Source organism: Paenibacillus sp. VCA1, from assembly GCF_031583795.1.
Classification (GTDB): Bacteria; Bacillota; Bacilli; order Paenibacillales; family Paenibacillaceae; genus Paenibacillus_AQ; species Paenibacillus_AQ albilobatus.
The window spans coordinates 78,814-105,014 of sequence record NZ_JAVLSX010000010.1; the positions used below are offsets into that span (position 1 = coordinate 78,814).

Annotated in this window: 18 protein-coding genes; 7 read left to right on the plus strand and 11 right to left on the minus strand. The window is 54.3% G+C overall.

Going from position 1 to position 26,201, the window contains the following annotated elements:
* Positions 1-19: 19 nt before the first annotated feature.
* The 4 genes from RJP21_RS22050 to RJP21_RS22065 form a co-directional block, all read right to left on the minus strand.
* On the minus strand, positions 20-1,390 hold the full coding sequence (locus RJP21_RS22050) for a glycosyl hydrolase family 28 protein (protein WP_310861351.1): 1,371 nt from the start codon (positions 1,388-1,390) through the stop codon (positions 20-22).
* 67 nt (positions 1,391-1,457) lie between these two features.
* On the minus strand, positions 1,458-2,576 hold the full coding sequence (locus RJP21_RS22055) for a glycoside hydrolase family 88/105 protein (RefSeq protein WP_310861219.1): 1,119 nt from the start codon (positions 2,574-2,576) through the stop codon (positions 1,458-1,460).
* A gap of 79 nt (positions 2,577-2,655) precedes the next feature.
* Positions 2,656-4,173: an extracellular solute-binding protein gene (locus tag RJP21_RS22060; RefSeq protein WP_310861220.1), complete on the minus strand. Its 1,518-nt coding sequence runs from the start codon at positions 4,171-4,173 to the stop codon at positions 2,656-2,658.
* A 47-nt stretch (positions 4,174-4,220) separates the two neighbouring features.
* On the minus strand, positions 4,221-5,189 hold the full coding sequence (locus RJP21_RS22065; protein WP_397386259.1) for an ABC transporter permease: 969 nt from the start codon (positions 5,187-5,189) through the stop codon (positions 4,221-4,223).
* Between the two features lie 292 nt (positions 5,190-5,481).
* On the opposite strand from RJP21_RS22065, the gene RJP21_RS22070 reads away from it, so the two are divergent.
* A complete protein-coding gene (locus RJP21_RS22070; protein WP_310861221.1) occupies positions 5,482-6,366 on the plus strand; it encodes a carbohydrate ABC transporter permease in 885 nt (294 codons plus the stop codon).
* 80 nt (positions 6,367-6,446) lie between these two features.
* On the opposite strand, the gene RJP21_RS22075 is transcribed toward RJP21_RS22070, so the two are convergent.
* Positions 6,447-8,684, minus strand: coding sequence for a helix-turn-helix transcriptional regulator (locus RJP21_RS22075; protein WP_310861222.1), 2,238 nt, complete (start codon positions 8,682-8,684; stop codon positions 6,447-6,449).
* 162 nt (positions 8,685-8,846) lie between these two features.
* On the opposite strand from RJP21_RS22075, the gene RJP21_RS22080 reads away from it, so the two are divergent.
* The 6 genes from RJP21_RS22080 to RJP21_RS22105 all read left to right on the plus strand — a co-directional run bounded on the left by RJP21_RS22080 (position 8,847) and on the right by RJP21_RS22105 (position 16,108).
* Complete coding sequence (locus RJP21_RS22080; protein ID WP_310861223.1) at positions 8,847-9,842, plus strand: LacI family DNA-binding transcriptional regulator; 996 nt, start codon at positions 8,847-8,849, stop codon at positions 9,840-9,842.
* Between the two features lie 82 nt (positions 9,843-9,924).
* Positions 9,925-11,334: a tagaturonate reductase gene (locus RJP21_RS22085; RefSeq protein WP_310861224.1), complete on the plus strand. Its 1,410-nt coding sequence runs from the start codon at positions 9,925-9,927 to the stop codon at positions 11,332-11,334.
* A gap of 10 nt (positions 11,335-11,344) precedes the next feature.
* Entirely contained in the window at positions 11,345-12,832 is a 1,488-nt protein-coding gene (locus RJP21_RS22090) for a UxaA family hydrolase (RefSeq protein ID WP_310861225.1), read from the plus strand.
* Between the two features lie 370 nt (positions 12,833-13,202).
* The gene (uxaC, locus tag RJP21_RS22095; protein ID WP_310861226.1) at positions 13,203-14,612 is read left to right on the plus strand and encodes a glucuronate isomerase; all 1,410 of its coding nucleotides are present in this window, start codon (positions 13,203-13,205) and stop codon (positions 14,610-14,612) included.
* A 13-nt stretch (positions 14,613-14,625) separates the two neighbouring features.
* Positions 14,626-15,402: an alpha/beta hydrolase gene (locus RJP21_RS22100; protein ID WP_310861227.1), complete on the plus strand. Its 777-nt coding sequence runs from the start codon at positions 14,626-14,628 to the stop codon at positions 15,400-15,402.
* Positions 15,392-16,108, plus strand: coding sequence for a rhamnogalacturonan acetylesterase (locus tag RJP21_RS22105; protein ID WP_310861228.1), 717 nt, complete (start codon positions 15,392-15,394; stop codon positions 16,106-16,108). The genes RJP21_RS22100 and RJP21_RS22105 overlap by 11 nt, the downstream gene beginning before the upstream one ends.
* Before the next feature lie 414 nt (positions 16,109-16,522).
* Here RJP21_RS22105 and RJP21_RS22110 read toward each other — a convergent pair whose 3' ends face one another.
* The 6 genes from RJP21_RS22110 to RJP21_RS22135 all read right to left on the minus strand — a co-directional run bounded on the left by RJP21_RS22110 (position 16,523) and on the right by RJP21_RS22135 (position 26,148).
* Positions 16,523-18,931: a penicillin acylase family protein gene (locus RJP21_RS22110; RefSeq protein ID WP_310861229.1), complete on the minus strand. Its 2,409-nt coding sequence runs from the start codon at positions 18,929-18,931 to the stop codon at positions 16,523-16,525.
* Positions 18,932-19,165: 234 nt separating this feature from the next.
* On the minus strand, positions 19,166-21,232 hold the full coding sequence (locus tag RJP21_RS22115) for a HelD family protein (RefSeq protein ID WP_310861230.1): 2,067 nt from the start codon (positions 21,230-21,232) through the stop codon (positions 19,166-19,168).
* Between the two features lie 502 nt (positions 21,233-21,734).
* A complete protein-coding gene (locus RJP21_RS22120; RefSeq protein WP_310861231.1) occupies positions 21,735-22,916 on the minus strand; it encodes a NupC/NupG family nucleoside CNT transporter in 1,182 nt (393 codons plus the stop codon).
* Between the two features lie 54 nt (positions 22,917-22,970).
* Positions 22,971-23,681 (minus strand): purine-nucleoside phosphorylase, encoded by a 711-nt coding sequence (gene deoD / locus RJP21_RS22125; protein ID WP_310861232.1) that lies wholly within the window; start codon positions 23,679-23,681, stop codon positions 22,971-22,973.
* A 132-nt stretch (positions 23,682-23,813) separates the two neighbouring features.
* Positions 23,814-25,253 (minus strand): AcpB/EbpR/MafR family transcriptional regulator, encoded by a 1,440-nt coding sequence (locus RJP21_RS22130; RefSeq protein WP_310861233.1) that lies wholly within the window; start codon positions 25,251-25,253, stop codon positions 23,814-23,816.
* Between the two features lie 70 nt (positions 25,254-25,323).
* Positions 25,324-26,148 carry an alpha/beta fold hydrolase gene (locus RJP21_RS22135; RefSeq protein WP_310861234.1) on the minus strand — a complete coding sequence of 275 codons (825 nt, stop codon included), beginning with the start codon at positions 26,146-26,148 and terminating at the stop codon, positions 25,324-25,326.
* Positions 26,149-26,201 lie beyond the last annotated feature (53 nt).

Below are 26,201 nucleotides of genomic sequence, written 5' to 3' on the forward strand. Positions count from 1 at the left end.
GCAAACCGCCCTTTAGGTTCTACGCTTCCGTCTCGCTAAGCTCTTCCTCCGGCGGAGCCGCAGTAACCTGCTCCACCAGCTTTTCCGGCTTGCGCGTGTTTCGCGAGCGGCAGTCCACCACCTCGACGTCCTCCCCGTTTTCGATATAAAACGCAGGTCCCTCGTGATTTTCGATCGTGACGCGGCGGAACCGCACGTTCCGCACGTTGCCGAGGTAAAAGCCCCGGTTATTCATGTCCTCGATCCCAGCCATCATCGCCGGTTTACCCGGAACGGCCCGTTCGGCCATCGAAATGTCGATGTCCGTAAACGTCACCTCGGCAACGTACCGCTCGGCGAGTCCGTACAAAAAACCGGCCGCCGCATGGACGTTCCGGGCCGTAACGTTGGCAAAATGAATCCGCCGGAACGTCGGCGTCTCCTCCGTTACCGGGTACGGGCGTTTATCCCATACGTATTTGTCTTTGCCGCGCGGGCCGCAAAAATAATACAGGTTCATAATAAACGGGCAAATCACGTCCTCCATCACGATATTGCTGACCCGTATATCTTCCACGGTTCCTCCGCGGCCCCGTCTCGACTTGAGCCGGATGCCGCGGTCGGTTTGCTTGAAGATGCAGTTCGCGATGGTCACGTTCCGAATGTCCCCGCTCATTTCGCTTCCCATCACCACGCCGCCATGGCCGTGGATCATCGTGCAATTGGTGATCGCAATGTTTTCGCACGGAACGCGTTCTTTCGTGTCCTCGGTTCCGGACTTGATGGCGATGCAGTCGTCCCCGACGTCGATATGGCAGTTGCTGATTCGCACGTTGCTGCAGGATTCCGGGTCGATGCCGTCGGTGTTCGGCGAATCGGCCGGGTTCCAGATCGAGACGTTGTCGATCGTCACGTCGTTGCAGCGGATCGGGTTGATCGTCCAGCTTGGGGAATTCCGCAGCGTCACGTCCTTGACGGTGACCCGGGAGCAGCCGTCGAGGCTGATCAGCTTAGGCCGCGGGTACTTCAGTTCTTGCCTCCGGTTGCGAAACAGATCCCACCACGCCTGGCCGTTGCCCTCAAGCGTCCCGCTGCCTGTAATCGACACGTTGACGAGGTCTTTGCCGAAAATGCAGGAGGCGTGAACCTGACGCTGAACGCCTTCCCAGCGGGATTCCACGGCAGGATAATCGCCGGGATCCGTCGTAAAGGAAAGCACCGCCCCCGGGCTCAGCCGCAGCTCGATATGGTCCTTTAAAAAGATCGCGCCCGTCCGAAAAATTCCCGCCGGGACGTATACGGTGCCGCCGCCGGCTTCGCTTGCCGCCGCGATGGCGGCATGGATCGCTTCCGTGGAAGGTTCGGGACTGTTGCGGCGCGCTCCGTAATCGATAATGTTATGCACTGGGATGCCAGCTCCTCTCCGTTAAGTTGAACTCCGGCCAACCATAATCATCGGGGCCGACGCCCGCAATTCCTTATGGGCGGGGCAGCGCTTCATATTCGGCGCACGCCTGCAAAAACGCGCCCAGCCCTTTTTGATCGTTCGTTACGATCGGCTCGCTGATGTAATAGGCGTACGTGCCGTCCCGTTTGTCGGCGCCGCCGAGTCCGGCAACCTGGCAGTTCTTGTTCAGATTGACCCAGCCTGCCTTCGTTTCCAGCACGAATTCGGAAATCAGCCCGCGGTACGCTTGATCGAGCGTTCCCCGCCAGCTTTCGTCCAGCACGCCCAGACGGATTCCTTTGGCCATCGCATAGGTGAACATGCTGGAAGCGGAAGCCTCCAAGTAATTGCCCTTCCGGGCTCCCTGATCCACCACCTGATACCAGACGCCGCTTTCGGCGTCCTGGAATTTGCGGATGGCCGCCAACGTATCGTTCAGGATGCGGACAAGCTCGTCGTAATCGGCATGCTGCTTGGGCAAAATGGCCAGCACATCAACCAGCGCCATCACAAACCAGCCGAGGGAACGGCCCCAGAAGTTGGCGGACAGCCCGGTTTCGGGATCGCACCAAGGCTGCTCCCTTTTTTCGTCCCATGCATGGAACAAAAGCCCCGTCTTGTCATCCTTCGTATGCCGCTCGCACAGGATAAACTGCTTCGTGACGTCGCCGATGCCTTTCCCGTCCTCAAACGTGAGCAAATATTCGAGATAAAACGGGGAGCCCATGTACAAGCCGTCGAGCCAAATTTGATAAGGATAAATTTGCTTGTGCCAGAACGCTCCCTCGGATGTGCGCGGATGCGTCTGCAGCTGCGTTCGGAGCAGCTCCGCCGCTTTTTTGTATTTATCCAGCTTCGTTTCGGCATACAGCACGAACAGCAGCTTCCCGTTATTGATATGATCGATGTTATATTCGTCGAGGCGGTACCCCCGGATCATGCCGTCCTCCTGAATAAATGCGTCCATGTTGTCCTGAATGTACTGAAAGTACGCGCGTTCTTCGGTTTGCCGCCAGAGCAGCTCGAAGCCTTTCAGCACCACGCCGTAATCATAAGACCATTTGCCGTGATATCCTTTGTCCTCATACAGTTTCGGGGTGCGTTCCATGATGGATTCGGCCGTTCGCCCGGCCCAGTTTGCCTGTTCCATGATGACCTCCTGCGGAATAAACAGGCCCTAACCCCGGGTTAGGCGGACAGGGCCTTATTTTTGATATGGTATCAATTCTTTATTTTTTCGCTTCTTGGTAAGCGGCTTCGTATTCGGAAATGATTTTGCTGCCGCCGGATTTTTTCCAGTTCTCGACCGCGTCCTTAAAGCCGTTCAGGTCGATTTTGCCAAGGATGTATTTGTAAGTCGCATCGGTTATGATTTTCTGCAGCTCGGAGCCCTGCGTGGAGAAGGTTTCCGATTCCAGCGAATAAGCAGGGTTCAGCACCGCGTAGTTCGCGTTTTCCTTGATCAGCTTGTCGGACTCGGCCTTCAGCGGATCGGAATCGTGGATTTTATAACCGGTTTCGTTCGGACGGGAAGAAGCGAATGGCTGCACTTCCTGCTGCCACAAATCCTGGTTGATGATCGTGGCCGCATCGTTTTCGTCCACTTTGTAGTGAACGTCTTTGATGCCGTACGTCATCAGCGCGTACGTATCGTCATCCATCAAATCGTTGACGAATTTCAGCACCCGCTTCAGCTCCGCTTCATCCTTCACTTCGGATTTCGGGAAGGCCAGCAGGCCGCCGATGCCGTTGTTTCCGGCCCAAATATGGCGCTCGGATTCGCTGCCGGTCGGCGTAATGTTGTTGACCAGCACGAGCTCCATGTTGTCCTGAACGCCTTTCGCCATGTTTTTCAGGTTTTTGCTGTCGAAGAGGGCTCCCACGTAAATGCCGGCTTTGCCCTGCGCGAATTTTTGCTGCTGGTCGGTTTTCGCCGTCACGGCAAAGTCCTGGTTGATGTAGCCGTTATCGTACAGCTTTTTCATGTAATCCATCGTTTTGACGTATTCCTCGGTATCGAATTCCGGCGTCATTTTGCCGTCTTCGCTTACTTTCCAATAGTTCGGGACGCCCATGTAGGAGCCCAGCGTTTTGAAGGCGCCGTAAACAAGATCGCTGCGGTCCATAAAGCCGGTCGTGTCTTTTTTGCCGTTGCCGTCCGGATCTTTTTCCGTAAACGCTTTGGCGACCTCCATCAGCTCATCCATCGTTTTCGGCACGGGCAGGCCGACCTTATCCAGCCAATCCTTGCGGATGACGACGCCGTTGCGGGCCAAGTCCTTCTGGAACGGGATGCCGTACAATTTGCCGGCGATGGAAGCGGATCTGCGCGTATCCTCCGAAATTTTGGCCAGGTTCGGAAACTCGTTGAGATACGGCTCCACCTCCCAGAACATGCCCGATTTCAGCGCATTGCGGACGGAAGAGTTGTCTAGAATGGTCAGGGTAACGATATCCGCCAAAGAGTCCGAAGCAAGCGACGTATTGATGCGCTCTTCCTTGGAAGCGTCCGGAATCCAGGAGAACTTGACCTCCGCGTTCGTTTTTTCTTCGATCTTCTTGATGATCGTATCCGTCGGAGGCGACGCCGTATGCAGAATGTTGAGCCAGGTAATGGTGGTTTTTGCGTTCGGATCGGCGCCGCTGCCGGTCGTCGTCCCCCCCGTTTTCGTCTTTTCGCCGCATGCCGTCAGCACCAGCGTGGAGCAAATCGCAAGCGCAGCCATGGTTTTGACCATCTTTCTCATCTTCATTTCCCCTTTGTAAAAAGATAGAGTGGATCTCATCCGCTTGCTTAATAGACGCCGTCTTCCCCGAATTTTTTGGCGAGCCGGTTGGACAGCATCACCAGGATCAGCCCTACGAGCCCTTTGAAAAGGCCTACGGTGGTGCTGAAGCTGAGCTGGCCGTTTTTCAGACCGGCGGTGTAAATGTAGGTGTCGAAAATTTCGGCGACCTCGCGGTTGAGGGAATTAAGCAGCAAGTACATATGTTCAAAGCCCAGATCGAGCGTGCTGCCGATTTTTAAAATCAGAAGCGTAATGATGACCGGACGGATGGCCGGCAGCGTCACATGCCATGTTTTGCGCAGCCTGCCCGCGCCGTCCATTTCGGCGGCCTCGTACAATTGGGTGTCCACGACGGTGATTGCGGCCAAATAAATGATGGTGGACCAGCCGAGCTCCTTCCAAATGACTTGTCCGATGTATACGGTCCGAAGCCATTCGGGAGAGGTCAGGAAGCTGATTTTCGGCAGCCCTAGCGTGGCGAGCATTTCGTTGAACACCCCTCCGTCCACCGTGAGGAACACATACGTAATGGAGACGATGATGACCCACGACATAAAATGCGGAATGTAGATGATCGTTTGAACCGCGTTTTTGAACAGCTTGTGCCGGACTTCGTTCAGCATGAGCGCCAAAAGGATCGGCAGCGGAAAAAAGATGACGATGTTCAGCACAAACAAAATCAGCGTGTTGCTCAGCAGCATAAAAAACGTCGGCTCCGTAAACAAACGGGTAAAATGCTTCAATCCGACCCACGGGCTGCCCGCGATGCCTTGGTAGGGCTGATAGTCCTGGAACGCGATCACCAGACCGCCCATCGGCAAATATTTGAAAATAATGAAGTAAAGCACGCCGGGCAAAATCATAAGGTACAGCAGTTTGTTGCGTTTCAGGCTTTCCAGGCGCATTCGCGCGGGCCGCTCCTTTTTAACGGTTGTCATGTTCATGTTCACTGCGGCGGTACTTGAATCCTTCACCGAGTCGACCTCCTTGTCAGCGTGTTGACGTCTACGTTGTTCAGCTTAGGATCTTTTCGGCATTCCGTACATAATCATTTCGTGACAGCGGTTGCAAAACCGCGTAACGACGCCTTTTCCCGCCGCTTCATCTCATCTGAGGATCACGATGCAACATAATGATTATAGGGCCTGTCCGGCATAATTTGCCCGCGGTTTGACGCCCGCCTCAGCACCTTAGCATTTGATTATATACGTAACCCTTCCGTCTTGGTACAGTGTCCATGAAACCGACTACAAGGAGGACAAACTTATGGCACGATCCATTAGAAAAAAAGAATCCGCAGGCAGCATCGCTTTTACGGTTGCAAACAGCACGTTATTGATTTTGATCGCGCTTGCCTGCCTGCTGCCTTTCGTGAACGTGATCGCCAGTTCGTTTGCATCGACGCAGGAAGTGGTGGCCAAAAAGTTCATTTTGTTCCCGACCACGTTCTCTTTGGATGCCTACCGTTACATCCTGTCGACGCCGACCATTTTTAAAAGCTTGGCCGTATCGATCGGCGTGACCCTCGTCGGCACGCTGGTGAGCATGGCCCTGACCGCGCTGATGGCGTACGGCCTGTCCCGCAAATATTTATATGGAAGAAATGCGATCAACTTTATCGTCGTGTTTTCGATGCTGTTCAGCGGCGGCATGATTCCGACGTTCCTCGTCGTCAAAAGCCTCGGGCTGATCGATTCCTACTGGTCGCTCATCCTGCCGGTCGCCATCAACGCCTTTAACCTGATCATCATGCGGAACTTCTTTCAGGCGCTGCCGGACAGCCTGGAGGAATCGGCCAAAATGGACGGCTGCAACGACTTCGGGGTGTTCTTTAAAATCATGCTTCCGCTGGCGCTGCCCTCCATCGCCACCATTTCGCTCTTTTACGGCGTGGCCTACTGGAATACGTACATGAACGCCATCATGTACATTACCGATTCCGTCAAATGGCCGATCCAGGTGCTGCTGCGGCAGATCGTCATCGTCTCCAGCGGCATGCAGGCCGAAAGCACGTCCGTCGACGTCGTCCCTCCCGCGCAGACGATCAAAATGGCCGTCATCGTGATCGCGACGGTGCCGATGCTGATCGCTTATCCGTTCGTGCAAAAACATTTCGTCAAAGGCGCGCTGCTCGGCTCGGTCAAAGGATAACCCGTTCTTAAAAACGAAGTCTTGCTTTCCCCGCAGCGTTGGAGATGCGTGAAAACAAGACTTCTTCGCTTACGCCCGAATTATTGCGCCTGCTTCAGCTTGCGGTACGACCCGGGGGTGACATGTTCTTTTTTGCGGAACGAACGGATGAAGTTTTGGGAATTGTGGTACTGCAGCCGCTCGGCGATGTCCTTGATCGTCATGTCGGTCTCCACCAGCCATTTTTTGGCCATTTCGAGCCGGTAATTCATCAAATATTCGCTGAACGTCATGCCGAATTCCTTTTTGAAAATGCTGCTCAGATAGTTCGGGTTGTAATGAAGCCGGTCGGCGATCCACTCGAGGGACAATTCCTGGTCGTATTCGGCCCGGACGATGGCGGCGATTTTTTCGGACAAGGAACGGAACTGCCGGTTCGTTTTTTCCTTCATGCTTTTGACCATCGGCAAAATGACTTCCTGCACCAAAATGCGTTCGATTTCTTCCGGATTCCGAATGTCGAGCAGGCGGTGGTACAGCGCGTGATTGTCCTGCGTCATCAGCACCTCGACGCCCAGCAGCTGCTCCAGCTGGATCAGGTTGTTCACGAATCGCACGAGCGCCACTTCGAAGTTCATCGATTGTTTGTTTTTTTTCATCATTTCCGCCAGCAGCGGATACAGGTAACGGGGAACCTGCTCTTCGTCGCCCAGCCGGATCGCGTCGAACAATTGGGATTCCAGCTCCGACGGATAATGAAGCAGCGCCGGTCCCGACAGAAGCATGGCCATGTCTTCGTAGAAAATGATCGATTCCTTGCCGAGGTTGAGGCGGTGATGCAGCGCCTGCTTGCTCATCTCGCACGCTTCCTTGCTTTCCCACAGCCGCCCGTACGTTTGGCTGATGCCGAAGCTGACCGACACCTTCAAATATTCGCGGACCGCTTTCATGATCGTTTTGGCGTAATCCAGCACCTGCTTCCGGATCTCCTGCTCGCCGGTTCCGTTAAACGCCAGAATCGTCGCTTGCGTTTTGTCGTTCAACATGATCGGCAAAAGCCTCGATTCCTTCGGCACGATTTCTTCGACCATTTTGTTGATGGCCAGCAGCAGCAAATCTTTGTCCGCCGCTTCCCGGCCTCCGTAGCTGTCCAGTTGGATCAGCATCGTGACGTAGCGCGGATCTTCGATCGGTTCGTATCCGAAACGAGGCATGATCCGCTCCAGCTCTTCCGGCGTAACCCTGTTGCGGAACAGGTTGAGGATCAGCTGCGTCTCCAGCTGCGGCATTTCGGCTTCGATCAGGTTTTCCAGATTTTCTTTTTCGGTAACGATCCGGTTGATGGAATGCAAAATCCATTCGACTTCGTTTTTGAAGGACGAATGCGGAGGTTTGGGCAGGCTCCGCTGGATTTGCTGCAGCGGCTTGTTGAAATACACGGCGATCATGTATGCGATGATAACGATAAATACGGTAATGACCAGGCCCATCATGATCAGGCCGAACTTGGTCGTCTTCAGCGCCGTGGAAATTTCCTTCTGGTCGAGCAACGTTACGTAAATCCAGTTGTTGTACGTCGATCGGGCGTATATCGCTTTGACGGGTCCGGTGCTCGCGTTCGGTACCGTAACGATTCCGGTGCGGTGCTCGACGGATTCCACGATGTCCGCAAGCTGCTCCTTCGTCAGCCGCTTGTCTTCGGGACCTGTCTCATACATCAGCTCGCCCTGCTTGTTCAGAATGATGATCGGCGTGTTCTCTTCGGTTTTCAGCGTATTGTCCAAGGTGGCGAGCGAAATGTCGGACAAGGCGATCGCCTGCTTTTTGGTCGAAAAGGCGGGCAGCGTATTGACGAAGCGGATGCCGTTATCCGTCTTCATCCAAAAGAGTCCCCGGTCCTTGCCGTTGATGTAATCGTCGTAGAGCGCCTTGCGGTCCTTCTCCGTTAAAGAGGTCAGTTTGCCGTTGGAAATTTTCCAATTCTGCACCAGGCTGATCAGCGAATATTCGGTGCCGTCCAGCCCCATCGTGGCAATATAGTTCAGCTGCGTGTTGACGTTCCGGTACGCCTCGAAATCCTTTTCCGTGATCGGGTTTTTGACGACGGATTCGAATGAGCTGGTCGTGCTGTATGTATTAAAGGCGTATTCGATCGTTTGGATTTTTTGCTCCAAGGAATTTTTCGTTTGGGAGATGAAGCTTTGCTTGCTGCTCGAGACCCTGTCCACGACCGAATGCGTCGTATTTACGTATATATAGGCTCCGAAGCTGACGACAAGCCCGACGCCAAGCACCAGAATCGGTATGAAGGTTTTGTAAAACATGCGGCCTTTTTTCATCGAAATGCTCCTTTACCTGCGTCTTTAGTTCCAATTATAGCGTTTACATCATGATATTGACAAACGATTTTTCACGTGTGCAATTTCTTGGATTTCCCTTGACTTCCCAATTTGGAGAACTTAAACTGAATGCGTGAACAATAGAAATGACATGAGGTTCCAATGATAACGATAAAAGATATTGCGCGTGTCGCGGGCGTTTCCCACACCACCGTTTCCAGGGCGCTGAACGGAAGTTCCCTCATTAAAAAGGAAACCCGCGACAAAATCGAAAAAATCGCCGCCGAAATGAACTACATACCCAACTACAGCGCCAAAAGCCTCGTGATGAAAAAGTCGTACACGATCGGATTGTTTTTTTCGAGCATCGAACAGGGAACATCCGCCAGCTTTCTCGTCGACGCCATGAAAGGCATCCACCATGTCCTGGACGAGAACTACAATCTGACCGTGCACGGCATCGACGGCATCAAACATTTTGACGCCATTTTGCCGCAGCGCTTCGACGGCATCCTCGTCATGAGCCAAAGCGATGCGGACAACGCCTTCATTTATCACGTCAAAAAAATGGGCATCCCGCTTGTCGTGCTGAACCGGCAGCTGGAGGACCCCGGCATTATGAACGTCGTTGCGGGCGACCGCGAAGGCGTCAAGGAAGCGATCGATTACGCCGCAGCGCAGGGGCACCGGAAATTTGCGATCATCGAGGGAAAAGCGGGCTTCAAATCCGCGGCGGAACGCAAACAGGGATTCATCGACAGCCTGATTGCCAACCGGCTGCCATTAGTCCCCGAGTATTTCGCGTCGGGCGACTACGGCATCGAAAGCGGATATGAGGCGATGGCTTCGCTGCTCTCCCTTCCGGATCCCCCTTCCATCGTTTTTTGCGCCAACGACGACATGGCGATCGGGGCGATGAACGCTTGTTACGCCAACGGAATTCCGGTTCCGGAGCGAATGTCGCTCATCGGCTTCGACAACATCGTCTTCTCCCGCTACACGAACCCGGCGCTGACGACGATCCACCGGCCCGTTGCCGAAATCAGCAAGCTCGGCACGACGAAACTGATCGAACTGATGGATCATCCCGGCGCCGAACCCGAGCGGGTTTTCGTCAAAACGTCGCTGGTGGTGCGTCAAAGCGTGGCTTCTGTTTAACATCTTCATCAGAAGCCATTCTTTTTTAACCAAAATGTTAACGTGTGCATAAACAAACATCATGAACCAGGAGATGATTTTCATGGCGGAACAGCTTTCCAGAAGGCTTTTTCCGGATCTGCCGGCATATCCCGAACGCGTCATTCAGTTTGGCGCAGGCAATTTCATGCGCGCTTTTGTCGACTGGCAGCTGCAGCGGATGAACCGCCAGGGCCTTTTTCAAGGCAGCGCAATCGTCGTGCAGCCGACCCGAAACGGGCAAGCCGAAGCAATCAACAAGCAGGACGGGCTTTTTACCGTGCTGCAAAACGGCATTTACCAAGGGCAAACCGTCGATTCCCGGGAGATCGTCGCTAGCGTCAGCCGCGTCGTCAATCCGTATACGCAATTTGAAGATTTCCTCGCTTTGGCCGAAAACGACGCCTTGGAATTCATCACCTCGAATACGACCGAAGCCGGAATCGCCTATGACGCCGCGGACCGGGCCGGGGACGCGCCGCCCCTCAGCTTTCCGGGGAAATTGGCGGCCTTGCTGTTTAGGCGTTATACGCTTGGCAAAACAGGATTCGTCATCATCCCTTGCGAGCTTGTCGACCGCAACGGCGAGCAGCTGAAGCGGATCGTGCAGCGGTATGCGCGGGAGTGGCGGCTCGGCGACGGTTTCATGAAGTGGCTGGAAGAGGAAAATACCTTTTGCTGCAGCCTGGTGGACCGCATCGTTCCCGGCTATCCGCGCAGCAAAGCGGAAGAACTCGGGAATGAGCTCGGCTACAAGGACGAACTTATGGTTACCTCCGAACCTTATCTGCTCTGGGTCATCGAAGGCCCGGATTGGTTAGCCGAAAAGCTGCCGCTTGACCGAGCGGGGCTGAACGTCGTCTTTACCGGCGACATGACGCCTTACCGCGAGCGCAAGGTCCATCTGCTGAACGGTCCGCATACGGCGATGGTGCCGCTGGGGCGGCTTGCCGGACTGGAAACGGTTGAAGAAGTCATGCGGGACGAATGTTTTTCCCGGTTCGTGCGGGAGCTGATGGAACGCGAAATCTCCCCCATGCTCGACCTTCCGCTCCCCGAAGTGTTAGCCTACGGCGAAGATATCCGGGAGCGGTTCCGCAATCCGTTTATCCGGCATGAACTGGCGTCCATATCGCTCAACAGCATCGCCAAGTTCAAAACGCGCCTGCTGCCGATCCTGAGCAAGTACCGGCATAAGAACGGAACGCTTCCTCCGCTTTTGACGCTTTCTTTTGCCGCACTCTTGCTGAGTTACCGGGGCGACCGCATACCGCGCCAGGACCTGCCGGAGGTCGCGGCCGCTTTTGACGAGGCGTGGAGCCGGCCTGAAGCCTTTGCCGAAAACATCTTGAAGAACAAAAGCTTATGGGGAGAAGATTTGACGCGCATCCCGGACCTCGTTCCGGCCATAACGGAGCATATCCGCGAATTGGAGCGTGCCGGCAGCCGTGCAGCGTTACAACAACTGGTATAGGAGGATCCCTATGAAACAATGGCTAAAATTGAACCCGCGGGACACGGTTGCCGTCGCCCTCCGCCCGATTGCCGCCGGCGAACCGATCATCGGCTTGAACCGGCCGCTGACCGCCTTTTCGGACATTCCCCAAGGCCATAAAATCGCCCTGGACCGTTTCGAACCGGGAGCGATGATTACGAAATACGGTTATCCGATCGGCCATGCCACCGCTGCCATCGAACCCGGCGAATGGGTTCATACCCATAATATCGCGACGAACCTGACCGCCGAGGAGGAATACGAATACGTGCCGGATCTGCATCCGGTGACCTATCCGCAGCGCGGGCTGACCTTTCAGGGATATCGCCGCAAAAACGGCAGCGTCGGCATCCGTAACGATCTGTTTATCGTTCCGACGGTCGGCTGCGTAAACGGCATCGCCGAGCAGATGCTGCAGGAGTTCAAGGCGATGCATCCCGATTTGGGTCCGTTCGACAACGTCACCATCCTCAAGCATCCCTACGGCTGCTCCCAGCTTGGCGACGACCACCGGCAAACCCGCAGCATTTTGCTGGACGCGGTCAAACATCCGAACGCCGGAGGCGTCCTCGTGTTCGGACTGGGATGCGAAAACAACGTCGTGGCCGAATTCCGCAGCCTGCTCGGCGATTATGACGGGGAACGCGTCAAATTTCTGGTGGCGCAGGAGGTCGGCGACGAGGTCGAAGCCGGGCTTGAGCTGCTGGAAGAGCTGTACGAGGCCGCAAAAACGGACCGCCGCGTGCCGGTGCCGATCGGCGAATTGAACGTAGGCTTGAAATGCGGGGGCTCCGACGGCTTTTCGGGCATTACGGCCAACCCGCTGCTCGGAGCTTTTTCCGATTTTCTGATCTCCCAAGGCGGATCGACGGTATTGACCGAGGTGCCCGAAATGTTCGGCGCCGAAAAAATGCTGATGGCCCGTGCGCAAAACGAAGAGGTTTATCGATCCATCGCCGAACTCATCCAAAATTTCAAACAGTATTTTTTGTCGTACGGAGAACCCGTATACGAAAACCCTTCCCCCGGCAACAAAGCGGGAGGCATCAGCACGCTCGAGGACAAGTCGCTGGGCTGCACGCAAAAGGCCGGGACGGCGCCCGTCGCCGACGTGCTGCAATACGGCGAAAAGCTCCGGAAGAAAGGCTTGAGCCTGCTGCAGGCGCCGGGCAACGACCTTGTCGCCTCCTCGGCGCTGGCGGCTTCGGACTGCCATCTCGTGCTGTTTACGACCGGGCGCGGCACGCCGTTCGGCAGCTTTGTTCCGACCGTAAAAATCGCCACCAACAACGAGCTGTTCGCCAAAAAAGGCCATTGGATGGACTTTAACGCCGGGCCGCTGCTGAACGTCCCGATGGCCGACATATTGGAGGAATTTATCGCATATGTCATTGATGTCGCCAGCGGCCGCAAAACCCGAAACGAGCAAAACGACGTGCGCGAGCTGGCCATTTTCAAAACCGGCGTCACGCTGTAATAACCCCACAAAGTGACGTTAATGCTTCGAGGGTTATTCCGATTACTTTGCGGGGGCCCCGAACAAACAAATGCACCCCACAAAGTGAAGTGAATGCTTCGAACCTTATTCCGATTACTTTGCGGGGACCCCGAACTAAACAAATGCACCCCACAAAGTAAAGCCGATGCTTCGGGGTTCATTTCGATTACTTTGCGGGGACCCCAAAAACACAAATGCACCCCGTAAAGTGAAGTGAATGCTTCGAAGCTTATTCCGATTACTTTGCGGGGACCCCGAAAAAACAAATGCACCCCGCAAAGTGAAGCCGATGCTTCGGGGGGGGAATTCCGATGTTCCATCACATCTACATAAAGGAGATGCCGCTATCATGTTTTTAAACGATAACTTTTTGCTGACGACCGAAACCGCACGCACCCTTTTCCATCAACACGCCAAATCGATGCCGATCATCGATTACCACTGCCACCTCGACCCGAAGGAAATTTACGAAAACAAGCCGTTCCGCAACCTGACCGAAGCCTGGCTTTCCGGCGACCACTACAAATGGCGGCTGATGCGCGCCAACGGCATTCCCGAATCGCATATTACGGGGGATGCCCCGGATTACGACAAGTTTATGGCCTGGGCCGTCACCGTGCCCAAAACGGTGGGCAATCCGCTGTACAGCTGGACCCACTTGGAGCTTCGCCGCTTTTTCGGCATCGATGAGCTGCTGAACGAGGAATCGGCGCCGCGGATTTGGGAGGAAGTGAACCGTCAGCTGGCTACCCCGGCGTTTAAGCGCCGCAGCATCATCAAAAATTCGAACGTCAAAATCGTATGTACGACAGACGACCCGGCCGATTCCCTGGAATATCACCAACTGCTGAAAAAAGAGGAACAGGACTTCCAGGTGCTGCCTGCGTTCCGACCGGATAAAGCGCTGAACATCGACGCGCCCGGCTTTATCGACTGGCTTCAGCGTTTGGAGCAGGCGGCGGGCGTACAGGTTCGATCTTATGCTGCGCTTGTGGAAGCGCTGAAGCAGCGCGTGGACTTTTTCCATGAGCAAGGCTGCCGCCTTTCCGACCATGCGCTTGACGTGCTGCGCTACGAAGCCGGCGACGCTGCAGCCGTGGAAAGCATTTTCGCCAAGCGGCTGGCCGGATCGGAGCTTAGCCATGCCGAAATAACCGTATACCGGACCGAGCTCCTATCGGCATTGATCGGCATGTATCATGAAAAAAATTGGACGATGCAGCTGCATATTCACGCGTATCGCAACAACAACACACTCATGTTCAACCGTCTCGGGCCGGACACGGGATACGACGGCTTAAACGATCTGCCGCTCACCGAATCGCTGTCCCGCCTTCTCGACCGGGCCGAAAGCGCGCAGGGGCTGCCGAAAACGATCCTGTATTCGCTCAATCCGAACGATTATCCGTCCCTGCTCGCGCTGATGGGCTGCTACCAAAAAGATACGCCGGGCAAAATGCAGCTCGGCTCCGGTTGGTGGTACAACGATACGCGCAGCGGCATGCGCCATCAGCTGACGATGTTTGCCGACAACAGCCTGCTTTCCCGTTTCGTCGGCATGCTGACGGATTCCCGCAGCTTCCTGTCGTATACGCGCCACGAATATTTCCGCCGGGTATTGTGCGAGCTGATCGGCGAGTGGGCGGAGCGCGGCGAGGCGCCGGACGACATGGCGCTGCTTGGGCAGATGGTCGAAGATATCGCCTATCATAATGCCGCGGCGTATTTCGGGTTCCCGGCCGTTGTGGCCGCCGAATAAGGAGGATTCTACCATGCTGCACATTCGCCATCACCTGGAAGGAGCAGCGGAGACCCAAACGTCTCCGGGCTCCTCTCTTTTGCTCTATCCGGTTGAAGAAGCATCCGGACTTGAGCTTCCTTTTATGCTCGTCCTCCCTGGCGGCGGCTACCAGCATCTGGCCCAGCACGAAGGCGAAGCGATCGCGAAATGGTTCAACGCTCTTGGCATGCATGCCGGTGTGCTTCACTATCAGCTGGAGCCGATTAATCCGGCTTCATTAATACGGGACGTCGCTGAGGCGATCGACTGGGCCCGGAACACGGCCAAACCATTTCGTGTAACCCCGGATAAAATCGGCATGATCGGTTTTTCCGCCGGAGGACATTTGGCTTCGATCACGGCTACGACCGCTTCGTCCAAACCGGATCTTCTGATCCTGTCGTACCCGGTCATCACGTTCGAGGAGCCGTACACACATCAGGGAAGCCGCCAGCGGTTTTTGGGAGCCGATCCTGCCCCCGAAACGGTTCAAAGAAACTCCTCCGACACCCGGGTAACCGCCGATACGCCGCCAACCTTCCTATGGACGACGGCGAATGACGCGGCTGTGCCGGTGGAGAACAGCCTGCGTTTTGCCGCGGCTTTGTCCAAAGCCGGCGTTCCTTTTGAACTGCATGTGTTCGAGGACGGACGCCACGGTCTCGGGCTGGCGGAGGATCATCCCCTTTGCCGCCAGTGGGTCGAATGCTGTCAAAAGTGGCTGCAACGGCATCATTTTGTTAAGGGAGATGAGCCGAATGGCGCCTAAACTGTTTATCGCCGGCGATTCAACGGCGGCGGCCAAGGATCCCTCCCAAAAACCGATGGCCGGCTGGGGGGAATACCTTGGCCGTTTCTTGAAGCCTCCACTCGTGATCGACAACCGCGCCGTCAACGGCCGCAGCACCAAATCGTTTCTAGACGAAGGCCGGTGGGCGGCCATCGAGCAGGATCTTCGGGCGGGCGATGCCGTGCTGATCCAGTTCGGCCATAACGACGAAAAAAAGGAAGACCCTTTACGCTATACCGATCCCGATACGGAATACCGCAGCAATTTGCGACATTTCATCGTATCTACCCGGAACCGGGGAGCGACGCCGGTTTTGCTTACATCCGTCAGCCGTCGGCGTTTTACCGCCGATGGCCTTCCCGATCCGCTCGCGGTCGGTCCCTATCCGGCTGCGATGAGGGAAGTTGCGGCGGCAACCGGGACGCCGCTGCTTGACATTTTTGCCGCGTCCCAGCTTTTATACCGCGATTTGGGACCGGAAGCATCCACAACTTTGTTTTTGCACCTGCCCGCCAATCAGCATCCCAACTACCCCGAAGGAGTCGCAGACGATACCCATTTTTCGGAGGAAGGGGCGCGTCAAATCGCGAAACTTGTGGCTGACGCGATTGCGTGTTCCGACTCGCTCTCGAGCTTCCATCGGTATTGCGTCGGTTTGGATCATGTCGGCGATTTAGAGGGGTAACGTGAAAGTGTTCACAAGCTTGAAGTAGGATATTTAGACATGCGGTTAACGGACAAGAGGGTTTCTCCGTAGGTAAATCGGCCTAAAGGAACCCTCTTTCTTTGTGATATAAGAAACTATAAGTTTCGGAGCCTCCGATTCTTTATAACTCAAGAAAAATATCTGCTAACCCGTTTTGCCTACTTTCAATGTCCGTCGATGGACGTTTTCTTATGTTTAAACAAAAAAGAATCGAATGCTTCGAATTATTTCCGGGGAAATTGTCGTTTTTCCATTGTTTCCTGTCGGAAGCGTTGAAGATGATATGGAATCGTTGCAAACTACGACGATTCGTTTTTCTTTTTTCGTATCCCCGCTTTTATTAAGACGCCCAAAAAGCAGCCCTTCCGGGCTGCTTACAATGACCTATATAGTTCACTCCGGAATGAGTTTCAGCTCGTTTCCGGTTTGACGGTAAACCGCCGGATCGATGCTTGTGACATGATAATTCCCGGTGGTCCAATCGCCTACCTGATTATGGTACCACTTGCTTAGCAGATGCCCCGATTGTCCCGGTCCGACCACGTTAACCGACTGCATCGGGTCGGAAAGGTCGATGACCGTCCGCCAGGCAGCGCCATGATCCACTTCCCCGGTTGCGGAATTCCAGCCGGCCGCCCCGACGGTAACGCGTCCCCCGCCCATGGCAACGGGTTTTGCGTTAAAAATGAGATTCAGCGGCTTTACCGCTCCAAGGGGATGGGCAAAATCGACTTGATGGAATTTTCCCCACCGCCACTTCGCCGGATTTTTGCCCTGAAGGGAGGCCGCCTGATCCACTGCCAGCTGGAACGCCTGCAGCGCCGTCTTGCCGATGCCTCCTTTTTCGTCGATCCACGGTTCCTGTTCGCCATGCAGCGTTTTTCGCAGCATCTCATCCTTGACGGTGGATTTGTTGTTAAAAAGCTTTATCAGGTCGTCGCCGATCTCGGGCTTAAATACCACGTCGTCGAATTTCTGGATCCACAGCTCGTAAATGAGGGGCGCGGCTTGATCGGGGTCGTTCACTTTGTTCCAAGACTCCAGCAGCGCCAACGCTTCCTTGTCCATCGGACGCAAATCGGCGGCGTTTTTTACAACCCCGGCCAGTCCGTCCAGAAACTCTTCCGCTTGAAGATTGTGGCGGTCGAACTGCAGCTTCTGCAAATCCTCCACGGTCAGCTTATCTTTGGCGGCCAGCACCTGCTGGATGCGCTTTTCCCGGTAAGGTTGGGCCCACGTATCGGTAATATGGTAAGGATAACCGTTGCCGATGACTTTATTGTTTGCCGTCGCAATAAACCCTTCCGCGGGATTTACCGTTGTCGGAAGTTCATCCCATGGAATATACCCTTCCCATTCGTATTCGTCCGTCCACCCCGGCACCGGAACGGAACCGTCTCCGTTTTTGCGGATCGGAATCCGCCCGTTGGCCCGGTACGCGATCGTCCCGTCTTCAGACGCAAACACGAAATTTTGCGCAGGCGCGTCGAAGTGCTCCAACGCTTTTTTGAATTCGTCCCAAGTCGCCGCTTTGGCGAACATCTGAATGGCTTCGAGCTCCGTCGTCGCCTCCAGCGCGGTCCATCGCATCGCCAGCGCCGTGTCCTGCTGCTGATCTTTGGCGAACTCGGAAATGACCGGGCCGTGCCGGGTGACGACGACCTCATAAGGCACCGCCGCTTCGCCTTTGACTTTAATTTCTTCCTTATATATTTTGGCGTCTTCCCATTTTCCTTGGTATTCGAATTGCTGCGGGTTGTCAGGGTTTCGCTTTTCGATGTACAGGTCCTGCACATCCGGACCCAAATTGGTCACACCCCATGCGATATGCTCGTTATGTCCGAGAATGATCCCCGGCACGCCCGCAAAAATGACCCCGCTCACATTAAGATCCGGCGCTTTGAGGTGAGTTTCATACCAAATCGCAGGCGTTGCCAGGCCCAAATGCGGGTCATTGGCCAGCATCGGTTTGCCGGATGCCGACTTGTCGCCGGAGACGACCCAATTGTTGCTGCCGTTAAACGGATCGGGTGTAACCGCCGCCGCAGCGAGTGCCGTCAAATCCACCGGATGATCCTTTAATGCCTGGATAATGGTCGCCCCGTCTTTAGGGTACGTCGGCATCAACGACTCGAATTTTGCGGGAGAGAGCTGCTGCGCCATCGCGTACCGGAACGCCTGCCCTTCCCAACTGCCTGCAAGATCATAGGCCATATATTTTCCGATCGTCAAGGAATCGACGGGCTGCCATTCCGCGGGTTCATACCCCAAAATCGTAAATTCGACCGGCAGCGAATGGGATTGTTTCGCTTGTTTTATGTATTGGTTCACGCCATCCGCGTACCATTCCAGCACTTTTTTCGATTCTTCCGAATAGGCATCGAGCGAAACCTCCGCCGCACGCCGCAGCCCGAAGGTCCGGAAAAATTTATCCCGGTCCAGCGCTTTCTCCCCGATGACTTCGCTTAACTGTCCGGAAGCCTGCCTTCGGCTCAAGTCCATCTGAAACATGCGATCCTGCGCGGTCACAAACCCTTGGGCGACGTAAAGATCTTGTTCGTTGTCCGCCTCGATATGCGGCACGCCCGATTCGTCCCTCCATACGGTCACCGGCTTTTCCAATCCGGAAATTTGGAGTTTTCCTTTGATGACGGGCAGACTTTTGTTTACGAGCCAATAGGCGTATCCCCCTGCGCAGGCAATCAAAAGCACGATCGCGAGAGCGACGATTCCGACCGCGCGCGGCCAGCGTTTTTTGCGCCGTTTCACGCTCGGAACGGTCACTGCGGCCAAAAGCTTCATGCAGGACTCCCCCCAGACATTATTTGGTTATATTTGGATTCCAATCCATTATAGGGCGTGAAGCGCTTTCATTCAAGACGGTCTTCCATGCTTTTCATTCCGAACCTGCCGTCATTATTCGAACGCTGAACCCTTTACTTTATCGGCTCCGTAATGATGCCTTTCCGTGGATGTAAAAAACCGCATGCCCGCCGGAGATTCCGGGGACATGCGGCATCTTTCTGTTTTATGCCGTTATTCGCCTGCTTGCTCCAAAAAAGGAGTGATCTCCCGCGTGTACGTCAGGCGCAGCCGGTGCATCGCCCTCGTGCAGGCCACGTACAGCAGACTCCGGTCCATTTCCGATCGGTAGTTTTCACGATCCGCGAACGGGACGATGACCTGGTCGAACTCGAGTCCCTTGGCCATATGGGCAAAAGTCACCGTGATGCCTTCATGAAAAGCGGCGCTGCTGAAGTCCAGCAAATGCACGTCCGTTTGCAGGTCTGCGATCGCCTGAGCGATCTGTTCCGCCTGCGCTTTGGCTTTGCACACGATCCCGAGGGAATGAAGCTTCGAGTTCAAAAATTGCCGGCATAATTCGCGGATCCCGCCGATTTCTTCCTCCATGTTTTCATACCTTAACACCTCCGGCCGTTCCCCATGCCGCTCGATGGGAATCAGCCGGCGATTCGGCTTGATCCGCAGCGCAAAATTCGTGATTTCCAGCGTGGAGCGGTAGCTTTTTAACAGTTCCATCGTTTCGGCCCGGGGAAACACCGCTTTGATGTCGGCAAGCGATGTCGACGAATACGGGTTCACCGATTGGGTGGCGTCGCCGAGAATCGTCTTTTTGCACGGAAAACGTTGGGCCAGCACGGCGTACTGCACAGGGGTGTAATCCTGCATTTCATCCACCAAGAGATGCTTTACGAGCTGCACCGGTTCCGCCCCCTCCACCAGCAGCTTCAAATAAATGAGCGGAAAAACATCCGCAAACTCGATCCATTTTTTCCCCAGCGGCTTGTACATCTCCGGTCTGCCGATATGATTGTAAAATTCCTTGTACAGGTTTAGCAGGTTAGGGATTTTGAACATTTTTTTGACGGCCGCTTTGATTCGTCTGACCGCAGCCGGTGCCAGCCGTTCCCCGTCCTCGGTTCGGCTTTGCCCGCCGATGATTGCCCCCGCTTTGGCCAGACGCTGCTGCAGAGGCATTCCCGCCGCGGCTTGGTAGCTGTCCAATGCAGCTTCTTTGGGGATAACCGTTCGCTCCAAAACAATATCCTCCGCCTCGAAAAAATGCGTCTCCGCATGTTTTGCATACGTTTCCAGCTCCCCGATCAACTCTAAACGCGCTTTGAACCGGATCCGCTCGGCAAATGCCTCGTCCCCCTCCGCAAGCAAAGCCGCCGACTGTTCATAAAACGTCTGAAATCGGCAGAGGTTCCCAAGCTCCTGTGCAGCGAATTCCTCCATGCTCGCTTCGAGAATCATTTCTTCCCCGAGTTCGGGCAGCACGTTCGAAATATAATCGGAAAACGCCTTATTGGGCGAAATGATCAGCACATTGCTGGACGTCAGCGTATCTTTAAACCGGTACAAAAGATAGGCGACACGGTGCAAGGCGACCGACGTTTTGCCGGAGCCCGCCACCCCTTGAATAATCATCTCGCCTGCCGTTTCGTTGCGGATGATCCGGTTCTGCTCCTGCTGGATCGTTGCCACGATGTTTTTCATTTTTTCGTCCGAGCTGCCGCTGAGCTCTTTTTGCAGCACGTCGTCGTTAATGTTCATCGAGCTTTCGATCATGTAGTCCATGACGCCGTCTTTGATTTTATACTGCCTTTTCGCCGTCATTTCGCCTTTCACTTTGCCCATCGGGGCTTCATAGTGGGCTTCGCCGACTTGAAAATCATAAAACAGGCTCGCAATCGGCGAACGCCAGTCGTAAATCAGGTTGCGCTGGCTTTCCTCTTCGCTGAACGCGTGCACGCCGATGTAACAGGCGTCGGCTACCGGCCGATCCCAAGCCTGGAAGTCCACCCGGCCGAAATAAGGCGAGCTGACCAGCTTGCCGATCCGCTGCCGCTTGGCGGCGGCTTTTTCCCCCGCATCGATCGATAACGAGATGTCCACGCGGTTTGCCGCGCGTTCCGCCGGGTCCAGCTGGGCCATATTCACCCAGAGATATTTTTTGGCTTCGATGATGTCCCGGTACGAATCCGACACTTTGTCCTCCATGGCCTGCAGCGCGGTTCGCAGCTTTTTGACAATGCCCTGCAAATGTTCCCGTTCCGCCGCTTCGCTTTCGTATAACATCGGTATCGCCTCTCCTCATCTTAAGAATGAATTTAAGTATAGGGAAAAACGAAAAAAAATATAGACTTATTCTTTCGGCTGTAGTATTATATTTTTATCGTGGGTCCAAAAATAGGCGTACGAAATATGTCGGATATTACATATAAAACCAGACTGCTTTTGCCGGCAGATCTGGTTTTTTTGCTGCTGGGCGACTTCCCCATCCCTATACACACAAAACCCCGGCGGCGACGGGATGCGTTGCTGCCAGGGTTTTGAAATGAATGGCTTTATATATATTTAGTTCCAAAGAAGTGAAGTGAGGTGGCCAGGGGAACGGAATAACTTCGAAGCATGGACCGTCTCCATAATTATCTTCTAAGGCTCACCTTCATAATTAGTATTTGAATAAGATGCGAAAGTAGCGGAGGGGACGGAATCGATTCTTGCGAAGCTAAAAGCTTTTTGCAAAAAAGCTACTTCGGAAGCATATGCTGCGGCCGCACTCACTATATTTACAACCTTAAAACACGATACTAATAATCGTCGCCGACAAAAAGCTCACCAACGCCGCCCCATACAACAGCTTGAGGCCGAAGCCGGCCACCACATTGCCCTGCTTTTCGTTCAGGCCTTTTACGGCGCCGACGATCGTGCCGATCGAGCCGAAGTTCGCAAAGGAAATCAGGAAGACGGACACGATCGCTTTGGTGCGTTCGCTGAAATCCCCTTGGATTTTCACGAAATCGAGCATCGCCACAAACTCGTTGGCCACGATTTTCGTCGCCATAATGCTTCCGGCCTTAATTGCTTCATGCCACGGCACGCCCATAAGAAACGCAAACGGAGCGAGCGCGTAGCCGAGAATGTTTTGGAACGAAATGCCGAACACGCCGCTGAAAATGCCGTTGATCATGGAGATCAGGGCGACGAAGCCGACCAGCATCACGCCGACGATGACGACCACCTTAAAGCCGTCCATAATGTATTCGCCAAGCATCTCGAAAAACGTTTGTTTCCTTTCTTCCTGCACTTCGAGAATATCCTCTTCAGGCTCCACTTTGTAAGGGTTTACAATCGAGGAAATGATGAATCCGCCGAACAGGTTCAAGACGAGCGCAGCCACGACGTATTCCGGCTTGAGCATCGTCATGTACGAGCCGACGATCGACATCGACACGGTCGACATGGCGGACGCGCACAGCGTATACAGCCGCTGCCGCGGCAGCAGGCCGATTTGCTTTTTAAAGGAAATGAACACTTCGTTTTGTCCGAGAATGGCCGAAGCGACCGCGTTATACGATTCCAGCTTGCCCATTCCATTGATCTTGCTGAGCGCAAGGCCGATATATTTAATGATGAACGGCAGTATTTTATAATGCTGCAAAATCCCGATAAGCACCGACATAAACACGATCGGCATCAGCACGTGGAAGAAAAACGAATGGATGCCTTCGTTGACGATCCCGCCAAAGACAAAATCGGTGCCCTCATTGGCGAAGTTCAAAATTTTCGCAAAGCCGTCGGCAAAACCTCTGACCAGAAACTCCCCGATGCTTGTCTTCAGCAAAATAAGCCCCAGCACGATCTGCAGCGCAATCATGATGAAGATCGGCCGGAATTTGATGTTCTTTTTATCCGAGCTGACGAGCCAGGCAAGCGCAAGGACGACGACAAGTCCAATCAGAGCGATCACATATTTCATGATGTCTCCCCCATTTTACGTGAAATGATTCACAATATTTTCGGATTCAAAACCTTACTCATCCGCGATGATGGTCTCGAGCGCGATTTCCGCCATTTGATTAAACGACTGCTCGCTGTCTTTATGCGCGGAACGCTCGTTCGTCAGCAGCTGGCTTCCCACCGTCAGGATGGACAATGCCCGAACTCCGTATTTTGCGGCCAGCGTATACAGCGCCGTGCTTTCCATCTCCACCGCCAGAACACCGAACTCCATAAACTTATGAAGCCTTGCCAGCGTCTCCCTGTAAAACTCGTCGGAATTGTACACGTTCCCTACATGCACGTTTGCGCTGCGGCGAACGGACTCCTGATACGCCTTCAGCAGCAGGCCGAAATCGGCGGACGGCGCATAATTGCAGCCGAGGAAAATTTTCTCGGTCATGTTGCTGTCCGAAGAAACTGCCTGCGCAAGCACGATGTCCCGGATTTGCAGCTCCTTCTGCATCGCGCCGCATGTGCCGATCCGGATCAGTTTTTTCGCCCCGTAATCTTGAATCAGCTCCGTGACGTAAATGCTTATCGACGGATTTCCCATGCCCGTCCCCTGCACCGAAACCGGCACTCCTTTATACAACCCGGTAAAGCCGTACATTCCCCTAACCTCGTTGTAACACCGAACGTCCTCCAGAAAATGTTCCGCCACGAATTTGGCGCGGAGCGGATCGCCCGGCAGCAGAACCCGTTCCGCGACGTCTCCGGCTTTGGCTCCCAGATGAATACTCATGCTGCATTTCCCCCTTGATTAAACTGGCGAGCGATTTCTGTTATCGCTTACAGTAGTCATCATAAAGGGATTCAGGCGCCGAAACTAGTCCAATTGCTGCCGTTGGAAACGGAAGAAAAAGGACCAGCCGTTTTACGCCATCAACTCCTGGCGGATATTTTCCAGGTCCCTTTTCGTCGGTATCGTGGAAATGAGCACCACCGGCACGCTCGTCAACGAGACGGGCATCGTGCTGATCACGAAATCGATTTGCTGCTGCCTGATAATGTCATCGGTCAGCCCGTGCAAAATCGAGGTTTCGATCGTCAGGTCGTCGCCGATTTCCCGTTTGATCAAGTTTGCGACGTAATGCCGGACCGAAAATTCCTCGCCGATAATGAGAAATGCCTTTTTGCTTTTATACCGGAGGCTTGAACTGATCATAAACGTCAGCTTGGTCAAATGGTAGTCATTGAACGCAAGCTCGGGAAAAAACAGCTGCCACTCGCGCATGCATGCCGTTACCGCCGCGAAAATGGGCTGCTCGTTCTCCCGGATATACGCGGTCAGGTGGCTGTGCGAGACGGCCATCAGCTCGGGAATGGCGTTGTCGATGCGCAGCTTCTCCATGAATTCCCGGATTTCGGCCAAAAAACGGGGTCCGATGTTCAGCGCCGGGAAAGTTTCAGCCAAAATCGGAATAAGCAGGCCGGACATGCGGCTCTCTTCATCGTCTCCGCTTCCGGTTCCACCAGATTCTTCGTTCAGATGAGCAGAGCCGTCTTTGTCATGATATTGGCTTAAACTGAACATGGATTGCAAAAAATAAACCTCTTCGCGGGGCATGGCGATGCCATACGTCTCCTCAAGTTTTTCCGACAGCTTCAAGACCGGATCAAAAAACGGATGCCGCTCCCACGCATAACCGCCGATTCGAAGCTCGACCCGATGCCCCTGCTTGACCCTTTCGAGCACGATTGCGATCAGAAACGACAGGCTGCGCCTGGAATTCAAAAAATAAATCATGCCGTTTTCCCGCTCGAATTCCGACACCCAGCCGTCGAGCCGTTCGAAATCGGCATTTGAAAAAGGCCATCCGGTGTAAGGATAAGCCTCGATAAACAGTTTCCATAAAAAATAGCGCACGTGGATTTCGTTCCCTTTCAGCGCCGGCGCGGAATACGTCATCCGAAGCTGGAACGGGCGCAGCTCCTCCCGGTTCAGATGGACGATCCACTTTTTGAACGAAGAAAAGCTCATAAAAAGCGCTTCCGCGACCTCCTCCGCGGAGGTTTTGCCGTCATGCTCGAACAACAGCTGCATCAAGCGAAAATAAGGCGTTTCCCGAAGCAGCGGTTCCAAAACTTCCTGGATGCTCGTGCCGTGCCGGTCCCGGCGGAACATGATGCCTTTTCCTCTGGACACCTCGATCCGCATGGACGGAGGCAGCAGGGAAACGGCTTCCTCGACGATTTTCCGGACGGATTTGCCGGATACGCCCAGCACGCTTTCCACCTCGGCGAACGTAAACCACCGCTCCTCCCGGTCCAGCAGCTTCAGCAGCGATTTCAGCTGCATATATTCTTTATTCATATCATCACCCTTACCCGATGCTTACCGCCGATCATGCGTACCTTTTCATTGTTGCCGCCCAAGGCGGATTTCAGCCCGAATGCTGCTGTTCCAACCGGAAAAGCTGCTGATCGATCAAAAAATTAAGCAAAATGCGGTTAAACTCCAGCGGCTGGCACAAATGGCTCGGATAAATCGCGTCTTCAATGACCGCTTTCTGGGCGCACGCGAACCATTCCACCGCTTTGTTCATCTGGTTGACGAACCATTCGCTTTGCCTGCCGGCCACGCATAAAACCGGCATCCGCAGCCGGGACAACCCGGAGTTGAAATCGGTCCGAAGCAAAGCCATCCGCTGTTTAACCGACTCGGTCGGCCGTTTATGAAACAGCTCGTTCCTCAATATGCTGTAGGCCGGAATCCACCGGTGATACGTTACGCGCAGCGACCGGAGAAAAAATTCGGCTGGTAGATAGTAGGAAATCCAACTGCAGGCCTCCAGCAGCTTCCAGATGCCGTTTTTTGTGCCGAAGGGTCCGCAAGGGCCGTAAAAATAACTGTCGACAAGCACCAGCGCGTTGACGCTGTCCGGGTAGGCTTCCGCAAACTTTTGCACAAGCAGGCTCCCGCTCGAGCACCCGACAAGCGTCACTTTCGGAAGATTCAGCTTATCCAGCAGCTCCTTCAAATCCCTGCATTGGGTGGCGACGATGTCCTCGACTTCAACATTTAATTTGCCCGAATTGCCGTAGCCCCTCAAATCAAGCACGATCACTTTCGCTCTTTTGCTGAAATATTCCACCTGCGGTTCGAACATATGATGGGATGAAAGATGTCCGTGGATAAAAACGATCGGCACGCCGCTGCCATGCGTCTCGTAATAAAGCGATGTTCCGTTCACTTGTATGTTAGGCAACTTTCTTCTCCTCTCCGCGATCCGTTGTCTGACGATATCCTTCTCTATTCCAA

Bases quoted from the DNA above. Each gene is read 5' to 3' on its own strand.
- RJP21_RS22055 (WP_310861219.1), bottom strand. From the start codon at position 2,576: ATGGAACAGGCAAACTGGGCCGGGCGAACGGCCGAATCCATCATGGAA.
- RJP21_RS22060 (WP_310861220.1), bottom strand. From the start codon at position 4,173: ATGAGAAAGATGGTCAAAACCATGGCTGCGCTTGCGATTTGCTCCACG.
- RJP21_RS22070 (WP_310861221.1), top strand. From the start codon at position 5,482: ATGGCACGATCCATTAGAAAAAAAGAATCCGCAGGCAGCATCGCTTTT.
- RJP21_RS22075 (WP_310861222.1), bottom strand. From the start codon at position 8,684: ATGAAAAAAGGCCGCATGTTTTACAAAACCTTCATACCGATTCTGGTG.
- RJP21_RS22080 (WP_310861223.1), top strand. From the start codon at position 8,847: ATGATAACGATAAAAGATATTGCGCGTGTCGCGGGCGTTTCCCACACC.
- RJP21_RS22085 (WP_310861224.1), top strand. From the start codon at position 9,925: ATGGCGGAACAGCTTTCCAGAAGGCTTTTTCCGGATCTGCCGGCATAT.
- RJP21_RS22090 (WP_310861225.1), top strand. From the start codon at position 11,345: ATGAAACAATGGCTAAAATTGAACCCGCGGGACACGGTTGCCGTCGCC.
- uxaC (WP_310861226.1), top strand. From the start codon at position 13,203: ATGTTTTTAAACGATAACTTTTTGCTGACGACCGAAACCGCACGCACC.
- RJP21_RS22100 (WP_310861227.1), top strand. From the start codon at position 14,626: ATGCTGCACATTCGCCATCACCTGGAAGGAGCAGCGGAGACCCAAACG.
- RJP21_RS22105 (WP_310861228.1), top strand. From the start codon at position 15,392: ATGGCGCCTAAACTGTTTATCGCCGGCGATTCAACGGCGGCGGCCAAG.
- RJP21_RS22110 (WP_310861229.1), bottom strand. From the start codon at position 18,931: ATGAAGCTTTTGGCCGCAGTGACCGTTCCGAGCGTGAAACGGCGCAAA.
- RJP21_RS22115 (WP_310861230.1), bottom strand. From the start codon at position 21,232: ATGTTATACGAAAGCGAAGCGGCGGAACGGGAACATTTGCAGGGCATT.
- RJP21_RS22120 (WP_310861231.1), bottom strand. From the start codon at position 22,916: ATGAAATATGTGATCGCTCTGATTGGACTTGTCGTCGTCCTTGCGCTT.
- deoD (WP_310861232.1), bottom strand. From the start codon at position 23,681: ATGAGTATTCATCTGGGAGCCAAAGCCGGAGACGTCGCGGAACGGGTT.
- RJP21_RS22130 (WP_310861233.1), bottom strand. From the start codon at position 25,253: ATGAATAAAGAATATATGCAGCTGAAATCGCTGCTGAAGCTGCTGGAC.